The sequence below is a fragment of the Casimicrobium huifangae genome (genome assembly GCF_009746125.1).
GTDB lineage: Bacteria > Pseudomonadota > Gammaproteobacteria > Burkholderiales > Casimicrobiaceae > Casimicrobium > Casimicrobium huifangae.
Window position 1 is genome coordinate 539,991 of sequence record NZ_CP041352.1, and the last position, 11,949, is coordinate 551,939.

Genomic DNA, 11,949 nt, shown 5'->3' on the forward strand with positions numbered 1-11,949 from the left:
GGCAGGTAAACCATGCAAACGGTTGCGAACAAGACTGACATTGTGCAAGAAATGCAGGCGCGAGGCTTTTGCCTGATCGCACCGGCGCAGCTCAGCGCCGTTACCGGCATCACGCCCGCCGCGCTTGACCCGCTGCGCCCGAGCTGGGAAGCGCTGCCGCGTGACGCATACCTGCGCGATGGTGGGCGCTATCGCTCACGGCGGCACGCGTCGTATGTGCAGACCATCGCCGCCGGCACGCTAGGCGACGTGCCGCACCGGGCGCACTGGCAGCCGGTGGACTACAACGCGCTGCATGGCGGCATCGAACGCTGGTTTGAGCCGGTCACGCCCGAAGTATCTACCGACACCACCTGGCGCACCTTCATCCTGCGTGTCGGCGAACTTTGCGCCAGCACCCTCAGCGCGCCGCCGGATCGGTGGTACATCGAAGCACACCAGTTCCGCATCGATACGGCTGAGGGTATCGGTCGCCCCACGCCCGAAGGCGCGCACCGTGATGGCGTTGATTTCGTTGCTGTGGTGCTGGTCAATCGCCGTGGCGTCAAGGGTGGCGAGTCGCGCGTGTTTGACGCGCACGGCCCGAGTGGCGTGCGCTTCACGCTGACCGAGCCGTGGTCCGTACTGCTGCTCGACGACGCCCGCGTCATCCACGAGACCACGCCTATCCAGCCCGATGGTGAGCCGGGCGTGCGCGACACGCTGGTGATCACTTATCGGCGCAGCGGCTTTCAGGATCCGGTGTAGTTAGGCTTGCGTGGCGCCAGTCTCGCGCGAGCAAGCCATACAGCGCCGAATCAGAAACCTCGTCGCCAACAATCCAGCGCTCGCGCAACAAGCCTTCGCGGATGAAGCCAAGCTTCTCCAGGCTGCGGGCCGAGCCGGCGTTGCGCGGATCAATATCCGCTTCAAGCCTGTGCAAATCCAGTTCGCCAAAAGCAAAGCCAATCAGCGCGCTGACTGCCTCAAACATGTAGCCCTTGCGCCAGTGCGGGCGGGCGATGCCATAACCCACTTCGCCACGACGGCATTGTGCGTTGAGATTGAAGAGTGAGCAGGTGCCGATCAACCCATCACCATCGCGCAGAAAGATGCCCAGCCGCACGTGTTCACCGGCCGCCAGTTCACGCAGATCACGCTCAATTAACTGCGTTGCCTGATCCATCGATGTCCACGGTGCCGAGCTCCAGTAGCGCATGAAATCGGGGTCGGAATAGATGTCGTAAAGTGGTTCGGCGTCGGTGGCGGCAAGCGGCCGCAACCGCAATCTTGGCGTCAGCAGCGCAACATCAGAAAATGGCTTCACAGAGTTTGCCGTAACGAAGTGCAAACCGGCAACGTTACTGTCCGGCCGGCGGCTGCCACAACTCCACCTTGTTACCTTCGGGGTCCATCACCCAGCCAAACTTGCCGTATTCCGAGTCGTCAGTCTTGTCGAGCACGTTGCAGCCTTCGGCGCGCAGCGCCGCGAGCAGTGCATCAAGATCATCAACGCGGTAATTGATCATGAACGGCGCCTTGCTTGGCGCGAAGTGATCGCCACCAGCCTTGCCAATTGACCACACTGTCGTGCCCTTCATTGCATTGCCGTCGCCGTCTGCCCAGGTGAATGCCGTGCCGCCCCAGCTTTGCACGTCAATGCCCAGGTGAGCCTTGTACCAGGCATGCATCGCTGCCGGGTCCTGCGCCTGAAAGAAGATTCCACCGATGCCGGTAACGCGCTTCATTGTGATCCCCTGCTGGATTGATGAGTGCCTAGCGTAGCGCGTTTGGGAGCGAGTAACGCTCCGGTCAGCGCACTAGCGCGGACAGGTTCTGTTGGCCCACTCGTCGATGGAGTTAAACGTCGGCTCGGGTGCATTCGACCGTGCCACTCCATACTGACCAGATGTCACATAGACATTTCCGCTCACTGCGCCCGATGCCGTGTCGACAGCGTAAGTCTCCTTGACGTAAAAGCTGTCAAGCAGAGCCTCTGTGGCCGAAGCACGTTTGCGAAAGCAGAGCAGCTCAAGCTCATTGTCCAGAACCGGATTCTTCGGCATACGCCGTGCGTAGGCCAACTCAATCGGTTTATTGCCTCGCACCGCCCCTTTGCTGACTTGCCAAAAACTGCCGGAATCGCGCTGCAGTGCTTTTGCGCAAGCGGCGAGGAAACGCAGTTCGTGTCGCTCGCCGGTCGATTGGGCAGAAGGGCAGGCCTGCGAGCAGGCGCCCTTGTCACCGGCAAGGCATTCGTCGGTCAGATGTGACTTCACATTCCGCGCAACGGGTTCGAGTTTCTGGGTCAGTGACTTGTAGTAAGCGCGCTCCATCTTGTCCCATTCGGCACATGCGCTTGCGTTACCAGCGTCGCATTCCTTCTTTTTCTCGCGAAGGGCTGGGGGCTTCGGGTTCTCCTCGGCGATCTGATGAAACTTGTCCATCGCCTGTCGCGATTTCGGCGCGGGCGTGGCTGGCGGCGCAGGCGCCACCGCAGCACCCGCGCACGGTTGATCTGAATAGGTCACCTTGCCGTCGGCCGACTGGCAGCGATGCACCTGAGCGTTAGCGACACCGCCCAGCATCACACCTGCCAGGAAGAGCACACGCAAGCCAATGGCCATGCGGTCCAGCACGTGTGTAGCGTCAAGTGCGTGGCAGGACGGGGTGGGCCGCGATTGGTGATCGCGCCGGGTCTGTTCAGTACTCATTCGCAGAAGAGGATTCCAGTCAATCGCTTGCGGCACAGGAAGCAACCGGTGCCGCACTTGTGTTGTGGTTGGGACGTCTTGGGAATGATTCCGCACACTGGTGTGCATTCACCCGCAGCCGCGTTTCGACACCAGCGTGATCGCCGATGTCAGGCGTGGAAAGTATAGAGTCCGCACTTCACGTGGAGCGCGCCTTGTTTGCGCCATCGCTTGATAAGGATCGAGTTTCGGACTATTCCCGGCAGCGAATCCTGGGCAACGTTCCGGTGCTGCTTCGTAAGCGCACCTCGAAGGTCACCGAGCAGCCAATGACGGCCCGACGCTATCGGCACCCCGCCACATACGCCGCCACTCCCGAGGCTCCATTGAGCAACGTACCCAGCGGCCCAACACCGCTAGCCAGCGCGCTGCTGGTTACGCCGCGCATGGCACGCTGAACGATGGTGCCGTCGTGCAGCGTGAGCGTGTTGCCGCTGCGGTCGAGGTCATAGTCCTTGCTGGCTATGTAGCTCTCGATCGTTGCCGGTTGCGTGCGCGCCGCGCCTGCCTGGTTGATGCCGGCAATCAGCGCATTACCGCGCATGCCGAACAGGTAACGCAGCAGCAACACACCATCGCGATCCGGCTCAACGGTGCCGCTGCCATCAATGTCGAGATCACAAATCTTGCTTGACGGATGCCCTGCCGGCAACGTGTGCATCGCCCAGCTGGTCGGGCTGGAGCCGTTGTAGGCGCAGGCCGTGATGCCGTCGCGCGTCAGGTTCATGCGTGTGCAGTTGCTGTCGTAGTCAGCAGTCACTGTGGTGGCATTGATGCGCCAGCCCGAGAACTCGCTCTGGTCAATCGCCACTTGCGCGCCGCTGGCGAGCAACGTCACGTGCGTGTGTGGCCCGGTCGAGCTGCCGCCCTGGCAGAGCGCCTGCGCCTGATTGTCGGCATAGTCTGCCAGCCGCTGGCCGGTGACTACCGTGGCACCGTTGCTCACCGCCACATTGGACAGGTGGTAATAGTTGGTGGCCCAGCCGTTCGCATTGGTCACGCGAACATTGCACGAAGAGTACACAGTGACCGTACCGCCATGCGCCGCATGCACAGGCGCATTGGTTGTGCTTGTGGTCCACTGCGGCCAGCCTCGCGAGAAATCGATGGACGATTGCGGCGACGCACAGGGCGTGGGGTTGCAACTGCCGGATGTGGTGTGCACGCCGTTGAAGCTCCAGCCGGATTGCCCGGCCAGCCAGGGCAGGCGCAGGAAGAGCGCGGGCGCTGCCTTTTCTGATTCGGCCTCAACGGCAACCTGCGGTGCGCCGTAGCGCGTGCGCCAGCGCTCGCTCAGTTTGCGCGCATCGCCATCGCCCGCGAGAAACGTCGCCGCCACCGCCCGTGCGCCAAAACTCTGCCCTGCCAGCGCCAGCACCCGTGCGCGGGTGCGCGCGATACCGCCGTCCTGCTGGCTACGGCCGGTCTCGAACATATGCGAAACAGCGCCGACGAACTGGTCCAGCCGTTCGCCAGCCGCAGTGCTGTCAAGCCCATCCAGATTGCCCAGCAAATCGCTCTCGTCCGCCAGCAAGGCCAGCAGCCGCGGGTTCACGCTGTAGCGGCCAGCACGATCAATCACCCGGTCAACCCAAGGCGCCAGCTTTGCCGATTGCGCCACGATGCGCCGCGCCTCCGCCACGTCCAGCACGCGCGTGTCCCACACCAGCTCGGCGTCGGTGAGGGCTGCAGCTGCATCGACTGGCGCGGCAACTGCCGGTGCAGCGTACAGCGCGTTTGCCAGCACACCGACGACAAGCGGCGCGAGATATCGACGACGTTGCCGCTGGATTGGTCTCATCACCGAAAAAAGTGTGGTTGTCATCGCCTGGCTCTTTGCAAACACGCGCCCGTCGTGCAAGCTGGGCAGGATAGCAAACGAGAGCGGCGAATCACGACAGACAACCTGTGCGAGAACGGCCGCCCGACGTAGCCGCGTCGCTGCGCGGCCGGATCGCGGCGATTTTCGGCTGCAAACGACGACTCACCAGAAAGTCATCTCCCGCAACGGCAGACGGATGGGGCTTGCAACCCCATCTCGCGATCAGTGACGTAGCGGGTGGTGAGCATCTCCGGGAATACGGTGAGCTGGTTGAGGCTGACGAGTGGGTGCCACGCGGCCTCGGTGATGTGCTCGGCCACGGCTTCGGGGTGGGTGCAGTCCAGGTGCCCGCCGGTGAGCCGCGCGGCGAACCAGAACTTGACGGTGCGGCACTCGGGGCTGAAGAACTCCTCGATGTAGAGGAGCTTGCCAATCGCCACCTCCACGCCCGCCTCCTCACGCGCCTCCCGCGTGGCTGCGGTCTCGAGCGTCTCCGCCCCCTTCACGCCCCCGCCCGGCGCCACCCAGAAGTCATACGCGCCCGGCTTGACGTGACAAACCAGCAGCACGCGGTCCTCGTGCTCGATGATTACGCCGGTGGAGATTAGGTGTTGCATGGGGACGAGCGAAGTCCTTGGTTGACAAGGTATTAGGCTTTGACACGGTGTTCCTCGGAATCCTTCACTTCGAGTCGGCGAAGCAACGCGAAAAGTCGAGCCCCTTTGAGTACAGCCCGGACGTGTGGCAAGGAGGTCGAACCGAGTCTTGCAATCACGTTGGCAGACGTATTGGGAACGTACAATGCACGTTGCGCTAACGACAAATTCGGAAGGCATTTGCAGTATCGCAAGTTGCCTTCCACGCCACAATTCAGTCCAATCGAACAGGCACTTGGAGTACTAGCAAGATGTCGGCCTCAAATGTTTTCCCTCATGCGATCCTCGTGGCGATGGCCATCGCGATTGCTGGCGAAGCAAATGCTGGGTATTTCAATGGAGCTAGACTGAAGGACCTTGTCGATGCTGACGACAGAGTAGAAAGCGCGAACGCTAGCCCTTCGGATTTTCAAAAGAGCGGCCTACTTTTGGGATTTGTTGCCGGTGTGCACGATACAGCTAATGGCACGGCATTCTGTGGGCGGTCGTATGTGACAATCGGACAAGCGGTCGCAGTAGTTAAGAAGTATTTCCGTGAAAACCCGAATAAATGGGATCAACAAGCTAGTGATCTTGTGTCCAATGCATTGTCGTCGGCGTTTCCGTGCCGGAAATAGTCATGAATTGAGAGGCGCTGCAACTTCGCAGAGGCAGTGAATTTGTTAGTCCAGCGCGTCTACCCTTCTATGCAAATCCATTGATCGAAAGTGGTATCACTTATTGCCACCGTTTCAGGTAATCACGAGGCGTTTCTGCAGCTCCCGTTCTACCCATCCTGCGAAACGCTCGACCTCAAGTAGGGCAGCAAACAGCTTTTCCTTGGTAACGTCGATTGGTGGTGCAGCGAACCAAATATGTTCTTCCTCGTTCCAGTCGCAGAACGTTGAAGCGAAATTCTCCTGGATCAGCGTTGGTGTGCATAGCTTCTCTAGATCGCTTATCGAGTAGTGCGCCCTACAGTTTGTTATTGAATCAGGATGTTGCGTTCTGTTTCGCGCGAGAACAATTTCTTCAAATAGCCTGAGCCCGCACGGGCTGTCAGCAAATTGAATACAAAGACGACGTGCAAAATATGCTTGGTAGCCTGCAAACCATCCGTTCTTGAAGGCCGCGTTATCCGATGCATCTAAAGTTACTCCCACCCGACCCACCGTTGTTTTCAGATACAAATGAAATACTGACGTGAGAGTCGATAGGCAAAGACGCCCGAGTAGTTGGAGACTTTCTTCCGCATCTATCCATTCCGCCAAAAACGGTGGTTCGGAGGTATCGCCGAGTGGAGGAATGAACGGCTCGTCGGCCGCAGAAATCTGGCGCTTTCGTTCTACAAACGGTACTGACGACATCTCGTAGAACCACCGAATGAAACTTACCCTCTGAGCTAAAAAGAATCGCAAGTCCATGGTGGTGCCTTGGTGTTAAACCGCTGTCGAAATGTGTCTTGCGCCCGCATGGTTATGTTGTCGCGCGTTTCAGAAATGCGAGCTTGACGTCATTTTCGTGACGTCTCAGAGCTTTTGGTACAGAGCGCTGCTAACCAGTTTTTTTTAGCAGATCGGCTAGGCTAATCGTGTAGGTGGGCTGCTTTGCTGCCTGCGCGGTTCGGTCGCGACGCCGCTACGGTCGCACTAGCCGCACTTGCACGCGATACCCGAGCGCCTGTGCGTAGCGTTGCAGAGTGGCAAGTGATGGCGAGTGTTTTGCGTTGGCCGATTCCAGTCTTGCCACGGCGGACCGGCTGGTGCCCATGCGCTCGGCGACTTCGGCTTGCCTGATACCGCACGGCGCACTGAACGCACCCAACAAAAACGGCCCGTAGGGCCGTTTTGTGACATGTTGCGGAGGCGCAACTATCAGTCGGGCAACTACGCCGCCTTCTTCTCCATGTCGCGCAGCTCGCGGCGCAGGATCTTGCCTACTGGTGTCTTGGGCAAATCGGCGCGGAAGACGATGTACTTCGGCTTTTTGTACCCAGCGAGGTTGGCTTCGCAGTAGTCGCGCACCTGCTGCTCGGTGAGGGCCGGGTCTTTCTTGACGATGAACACCTTGACCGCTTCGCCGGATTTTTCGTCGGGCACGCCGATCACTGCGCACTCGAGCACGCCGGGGCAACTGGCGACCACATCCTCTACCTCGTTCGGGTAGACGTTGAAGCCGGATACCAGCACCATGTCCTTCTTGCGGTCCACAATCTTCACGTAGCCGCGCTCGTCCATCACGCCGATGTCGCCGGTCTTGAAGAAGCCGTCCGGTGCGAACACCTTGGCGGTTTCGTCGGGGCGCTGCCAGTAGCCCGCCATCACCTGCGGGCCGCGGATGCAGATTTCGCCTGGCTCGCCTTGCTTGACGTCCTTGTTGTCGTCATCGCGGATGGCGATCTCGGTGCTCGGCAGCGGCAGGCCGATCGTGCCGGAGTAGGCGTCAGTGTCGGTCGGGTTGCAGGTGGCGGAGGGGGACGTCTCCGAGAGGCCGTAGCCCTCGACGATGGGGCAGCCGGTGGCCGCCAGCCATTTGTCGGCCACCGCCTTCTGCACCGCCATACCGCCGCCGTTGGCCACGCGCATGTCGCTCACGTCCAGCTCCTTGAACGAGGGCTCGTTGAGCAGCGCGTTATAGAGCGTGTTGACGGCCGGGAACATGTGGATCTTGAAGCCCTTCAGCGCCTTGATGGTGCCGGGGAAGTCGCGCGCGTTCGGGATCAGGATCACCAGCCCGCCGGTGCGCACCGCCAGCAGGAAGCAGACCGTGAAGGCGAAGATGTGATACAGCGGCAGCGCGCAGACGGTGGTGAGCTGCTCCGGCGGCTTCGGCTTTTTCGGGTTGGTCAGCGCCGGCTGCATCCACGCCTCGGACTGCAGCACGTTGGCCACGATGTTGCGGTGGAGCAGGGTGGCGCCCTTCGATACGCCGGTGGTGCCGCCGGTGTATTGCAGCACGGCCGGGTCTTCGAATTTCGCCTTCGACGGGGACAGCGCCAGCGGTTTGCCGCGGGCAATGGCGTCGTTGAACTTCACGGCCGTGGGCAGCGAGAACGGGGGCACCAGCTTTTTCTTCTTGCGCACCACGTAGTTGACCAGCGAGCCCTTGATGAAGCCCAGCATGTCGCCCATCGCGGCAAGGATGACGTGCTTCACCGGTGTTTTGTCGAGCACCTGCTGCAGCGTGGCGCCAAAGTTCTCCAGAATCACGATGGCTTTGGCGCCGGAGTCCTTCAACTGGTGCTCCAGCTCGCGCGGCGTGTAGAGCGGGTTGACGTTCACCACCACAAAGCCGGCGCGCAGGATGGCTGCCACCGAGACCGGGTACTGGATCACGTTGGGCATCATGCAGGCGACGCGGTCGCCCGGCTGCAGGCCCACGCTTTGCAGGTAGGCGCCGAGCGCGCGGGAGAGTTCGTCCACCTCGCCATAGGTGACGTTTTTGCCCATGCTGTTGAAGGCGGCGCGATGGGCGTACTTCTGGAAGCTCTCCTCCAGCAGTTGCACGATCGAGCTGTACTGGTCGTACTTGATGGTGGCGGGTACGCCGGCCGGATAGTTGTTCAGCCAGGGTTTGTCCACGGGTTCCTCCTCGTTGAAACAGTGCGACGGCGCGTCGGTGCGCGGCGTCGGTGGTCAGTGATTGCCGTTGCGCGCAATGTGAAGCAGCGCAACGCTTTGCAGGGCATGATAGCAGCGCAAATTTTGGCTGCGGTGCAGCAATTTGCGCGTTTGAACTGGCGCGCGACAGTCGATCATCTTTTGGCTGAAAGCCTGATTGGATATGGGCAAAAATCGTAATTCGGCTAATAGTCGACTTTTTGCTAATTGCGGTGGCAAACCCAATGCAGACGCCGTTTGAGAAAAAAGATGAATGCCTGCCGACTACACTTTGCGGATGGCTCTTCTCACTCTGCAAAACGCCCACCTCGCCTTTGGTCTCGCCGCGCTCCTCGATGGTGCGGATTTCGCCGTTGAAACCCGCGAACGGATCGGCCTGATCGGCCGTAACGGCGCCGGCAAGACCTCGCTGCTGAAGGTGCTGGCCGGCGTGCAGGCGCTGGACGACGGCGCGATGGCGCAGCAAAGCGGCCTGCGGGTGACCACGGTGCCGCAGGAGCCGGTGTTTGCGCCCGACGCCACGGTGTTTGACGCCGTTGCCGAAGGCCTCGGGCATGTACGGGCGCTACGCGGGCTCTACGAGACGATGACCGCTGCCGGCGGCGACGCGCATGAGCTGGCTGACATGCAGCACGAGATCGACGCGCTCGACGGCTGGACCTGGGAATCGCGCGTCACCACCACGCTGACGCAGCTCTCGCTGGACGCCGCCACCAAGGTCGCAACGCTTTCCGGCGGGCTCAAGAAGCGGGTTGCCATCGCCCGCGCGCTGGTGGCCTCGCCCGATCTACTGCTGCTCGATGAACCAACCAACCATCTCGACCTCGCGGCGATTGCCTGGCTGGAGGAACTGCTGCGCAATTTCAAGGGCAGCGCCGTGATCATCAGCCACGATCGCGCGTTTCTCGATAACGTGGTCACCCGCATCATCGAGCTGGATCGCGGCAAGCTCACTACCTTCCCCGGCAACTATGCGGCCTACGAGACGCAGAAGGCGGCGCAGCTGGAGTTTGAGGCCACGGTCAACGCCAAGTTCGACAAGCTGCTGGCGCAGGAAGAAGTGTGGATTCGCAAGGGCGTGGAGGCGCGGCGCACCCGCAACGAGGGGCGCGTGCGGCGGCTGGAGGCGCTGCGGCTGACGCGCGCGGCACGGCGCGAAACGCTCGGCCGCGTGAAGCTGGAGATCACCAGTGGTGCGCAGTCCGGCAAGGTGATCGCCGAGCTGACCGACGTCAGCAAAGCCTTCGGCGACAAAGTGATCGTGAAGAATTTCACCGCCACCATCCTGCGCGGCGACAAGGTGGGGTTGGTCGGCCCGAACGGCATCGGCAAGACGACGCTGCTGAAACTGATCCTCGGCGAGCTGGCGCCGGACAGCGGCAAGATCCGCACCGGCATGAACATGCAGATCGCGTACTTCGACCAGATGCGCGACGCGCTGGACGAGAACGCCACGCTCGGCGAATTCATCTCGCCGGGCAGCGACTGGATCGAGGTGGGCGGCAAGCGCACCCATGTGATGACCTATCTGCAGGACTTCCTGTTCCCGCCGGAGCGCGCCAACGCGCCGGTGAAGATGCTTTCGGGCGGTGAACGCAATCGCCTGCTGCTGGCGCGGCATTTCGCGAAAGAGGCGAATGTGCTGGTGCTCGACGAGCCGACGAACGATCTCGACATCGACACGCTGGAGCTGCTCGAAGACAAGCTGGCCAACTACGAGGGCACGGTGTTCATCGTCAGCCATGACCGGCGCTTTCTCGATAACGTGGTCACCAGTTGCCTGGTCGCCGAAGGCAACGGCCTGTGGCGCGAATACGAAGGCGGTATCACCGACTGGCAGGCCCAGGCGCGCGTGATGGCGAGCCTGGTCGCGCCGGAGCAGACGGCCGCCCCCGCGCGCGCGCCAGCTGCCACGCCCGCACGCAACGCGAGCGCGGAGCCGGCGAAGGCTCGCGCCAAGCTCAGCTACAAGGAGCAGCGCGAACTCGACGCGCTACCCGGCCGCATCGAAGCGCTGGAGACCGAACAGACCGAGCTCAACACACTGCTCGCCGACGGCGCCATCTTTCAAAGTGACCCGAAGCGCGCCGCCGAAGCTGCCAAACGCGTCGGCGAACTCGACGAACTCATCTTCGCCGCCATGGAGCAGTGGGAGGCGCTGGCGTCGCGATGAGCGATTGATTCGCCGCCATCCGTAGCCTCGATGCAACGAAGTGGAATCGAGGGCAACCGTTAGCGACGGAAAAGTGCCTCGATTCCGCTTCGCTCCATCGCGGTTGCGACCGCCACAACGTCTACCTCTGACAATTCGGGCAATACACCGTCGCACGCCCACCGTGGCGCATGAGCTTGAGCAGTCCACCGCATTGCTTGCACGCTTGCCCGTCGCGGCCGTAGACGAAGTAGTCGAGCTGGAAGTAACCTGGCTCGCCGCTGGCATTGACGAAGTCGCGCAGCGTGGAGCCGCCGGCCTCGATGGCCTCTGCCAGCACTGCTTTCACCTCCTGCACCAGCCGCTCGTAGCGCGCCAGTGACACGCGGTTCGCCGCGCGGTTCGGGTGAATGCCGGCGCGGAACAAGGATTCGTTGGCGTAGATGTTGCCGACGCCGACCACCAGCGTGTTGTCCATCAGCGCCTGCTTGATCGGGCCGGGGCGGCGGCGTGTCTGCTCGAAGAGATAGGTACCGGTCAGCGCATCGGTGAGCGGCTCGGGGCCGAGGTGAGCGAGCAGCGGCTGGTCGCTGTCTGCCCCGGTAAATACGTGCATCGAGCCAAAGCGGCGCGGATCGTTGTAGCGCAGCAGATAGTGGCCAGCGTTTGTATCCAGGCGAAAGTCGACGTGGTCGTGCAGGCGCAATGGCACGTTGTCACCGGCGGCAATGGGGCGCGCGACAAAGCTGCCGGTCATGCCGAGATGAGCGAGCAGCGTCAGTGAGTCGCTGCCCGCGAGGCGCAACAGCAGATATTTGCTGCGACGTTCGACGCGCTCGATGCGGCGCCCGCGCAGCCGCTCGGCGAAGTCCGCCGCCACTGGCCAGCGCAGCCGCGGCTCACGCACGATGACGTCGTCAATACGGGCATCGACGAGGGTTGGGGCAAGGCCCCGGCAGACAGTTTCTACTTCGGGAAGTTCCGGCAT

General features: G+C 61.7%; 13 protein-coding genes and 1 pseudogene. 4 read left to right on the forward strand and 10 right to left on the reverse strand.

The window, feature by feature from the left end:
* The first annotated feature begins 12 nt into the window (after positions 1–12).
* Positions 13–747, forward strand: a complete 735-nt coding sequence (locus FKL89_RS02475; protein ID WP_156861141.1) for a 2OG-Fe dioxygenase family protein — start codon at positions 13–15, stop codon at positions 745–747.
* Here the strand turns inward: FKL89_RS02475 and FKL89_RS02480 are convergent.
* The 6 genes and pseudogenes from FKL89_RS02480 to FKL89_RS02500 form a co-directional block, all read right to left on the reverse strand.
* Positions 710–1,306 (reverse strand): GNAT family N-acetyltransferase, encoded by a 597-nt coding sequence (locus FKL89_RS02480; RefSeq protein WP_156861142.1) that lies wholly within the window; start codon positions 1,304–1,306, stop codon positions 710–712. The genes FKL89_RS02475 and FKL89_RS02480 overlap by 38 nt on opposite strands.
* A gap of 34 nt (positions 1,307–1,340) precedes the next feature.
* Complete coding sequence (locus FKL89_RS02485) at positions 1,341–1,727, reverse strand: VOC family protein (protein WP_156861143.1); 387 nt, start codon at positions 1,725–1,727, stop codon at positions 1,341–1,343.
* A gap of 72 nt (positions 1,728–1,799) precedes the next feature.
* Complete coding sequence (locus tag FKL89_RS20300; protein WP_238363468.1) at positions 1,800–2,426, reverse strand: hypothetical protein; 627 nt, start codon at positions 2,424–2,426, stop codon at positions 1,800–1,802.
* Between the two features lie 18 nt (positions 2,427–2,444).
* Positions 2,445–2,801, reverse strand: a pseudogene (locus FKL89_RS20535) (DUF4124 domain-containing protein); the annotation flags it as partial.
* 214 nt (positions 2,802–3,015) lie between these two features.
* Positions 3,016–4,557 carry a M23 family metallopeptidase gene (locus tag FKL89_RS02495; RefSeq protein ID WP_156861145.1) on the reverse strand — a complete coding sequence of 514 codons (1,542 nt, stop codon included), beginning with the start codon at positions 4,555–4,557 and terminating at the stop codon, positions 3,016–3,018.
* A gap of 170 nt (positions 4,558–4,727) precedes the next feature.
* On the reverse strand, positions 4,728–5,171 hold the full coding sequence (locus tag FKL89_RS02500) for an NUDIX domain-containing protein (RefSeq protein WP_162527368.1): 444 nt from the start codon (positions 5,169–5,171) through the stop codon (positions 4,728–4,730).
* Positions 5,172–5,461: 290 nt separating this feature from the next.
* Between FKL89_RS02500 and FKL89_RS02505 the strand changes: the two genes are divergently transcribed.
* Positions 5,462–5,827 carry a Rap1a/Tai family immunity protein gene (locus FKL89_RS02505; RefSeq protein ID WP_156861147.1) on the forward strand — a complete coding sequence of 122 codons (366 nt, stop codon included), beginning with the start codon at positions 5,462–5,464 and terminating at the stop codon, positions 5,825–5,827.
* Between the two features lie 114 nt (positions 5,828–5,941).
* Here FKL89_RS02505 and FKL89_RS02510 read toward each other — a convergent pair whose 3' ends face one another.
* The 3 genes from FKL89_RS02510 to FKL89_RS02520 all read right to left on the reverse strand — a co-directional run bounded on the left by FKL89_RS02510 (position 5,942) and on the right by FKL89_RS02520 (position 8,770).
* Positions 5,942–6,613: a hypothetical protein gene (locus FKL89_RS02510; protein ID WP_156861148.1), complete on the reverse strand. Its 672-nt coding sequence runs from the start codon at positions 6,611–6,613 to the stop codon at positions 5,942–5,944.
* 214 nt (positions 6,614–6,827) lie between these two features.
* Entirely contained in the window at positions 6,828–7,016 is a 189-nt protein-coding gene (locus FKL89_RS02515) for a helix-turn-helix domain-containing protein (protein WP_272953724.1), read from the reverse strand.
* 59 nt (positions 7,017–7,075) lie between these two features.
* Entirely contained in the window at positions 7,076–8,770 is a 1,695-nt protein-coding gene (locus tag FKL89_RS02520; RefSeq protein WP_156861150.1) for a long-chain-fatty-acid--CoA ligase, read from the reverse strand.
* Between the two features lie 57 nt (positions 8,771–8,827).
* On the opposite strand from FKL89_RS02520, the gene FKL89_RS02525 reads away from it, so the two are divergent.
* Positions 8,828–8,989 carry a hypothetical protein gene (locus FKL89_RS02525; protein WP_156861151.1) on the forward strand — a complete coding sequence of 54 codons (162 nt, stop codon included), beginning with the start codon at positions 8,828–8,830 and terminating at the stop codon, positions 8,987–8,989.
* 97 nt (positions 8,990–9,086) lie between these two features.
* On the forward strand, positions 9,087–10,982 hold the full coding sequence (locus tag FKL89_RS02530) for an ATP-binding cassette domain-containing protein (protein ID WP_156861152.1): 1,896 nt from the start codon (positions 9,087–9,089) through the stop codon (positions 10,980–10,982).
* A gap of 121 nt (positions 10,983–11,103) precedes the next feature.
* On the opposite strand, the gene mutM is transcribed toward FKL89_RS02530, so the two are convergent.
* The gene (gene mutM, locus FKL89_RS02535) at positions 11,104–11,949 is read right to left on the reverse strand and encodes a bifunctional DNA-formamidopyrimidine glycosylase/DNA-(apurinic or apyrimidinic site) lyase (RefSeq protein ID WP_156861153.1); all 846 of its coding nucleotides are present in this window, start codon (positions 11,947–11,949) and stop codon (positions 11,104–11,106) included.

Excerpts from the sequence above, each read along its gene's own strand:
- FKL89_RS02510 (WP_156861148.1), bottom strand. The coding sequence starts at position 6,613 with ATGGACTTGCGATTCTTTTTAGCTCAGAGGGTAAGTTTCATTCGGTGG.
- FKL89_RS02530 (WP_156861152.1), top strand. The coding sequence starts at position 9,087 with ATGGCTCTTCTCACTCTGCAAAACGCCCACCTCGCCTTTGGTCTCGCC.
- FKL89_RS02500 (WP_162527368.1), bottom strand. The coding sequence starts at position 5,171 with ATGCAACACCTAATCTCCACCGGCGTAATCATCGAGCACGAGGACCGC.
- FKL89_RS02505 (WP_156861147.1), top strand. The coding sequence starts at position 5,462 with ATGTCGGCCTCAAATGTTTTCCCTCATGCGATCCTCGTGGCGATGGCC.
- mutM (WP_156861153.1), bottom strand. The coding sequence starts at position 11,949 with ATGCCGGAACTTCCCGAAGTAGAAACTGTCTGCCGGGGCCTTGCCCCA.
- FKL89_RS02475 (WP_156861141.1), top strand. The coding sequence starts at position 13 with ATGCAAACGGTTGCGAACAAGACTGACATTGTGCAAGAAATGCAGGCG.
- FKL89_RS02495 (WP_156861145.1), bottom strand. The coding sequence starts at position 4,557 with ATGACAACCACACTTTTTTCGGTGATGAGACCAATCCAGCGGCAACGT.
- FKL89_RS02485 (WP_156861143.1), bottom strand. The coding sequence starts at position 1,727 with ATGAAGCGCGTTACCGGCATCGGTGGAATCTTCTTTCAGGCGCAGGAC.
- FKL89_RS20300 (WP_238363468.1), bottom strand. The coding sequence starts at position 2,426 with ATGGACAAGTTTCATCAGATCGCCGAGGAGAACCCGAAGCCCCCAGCC.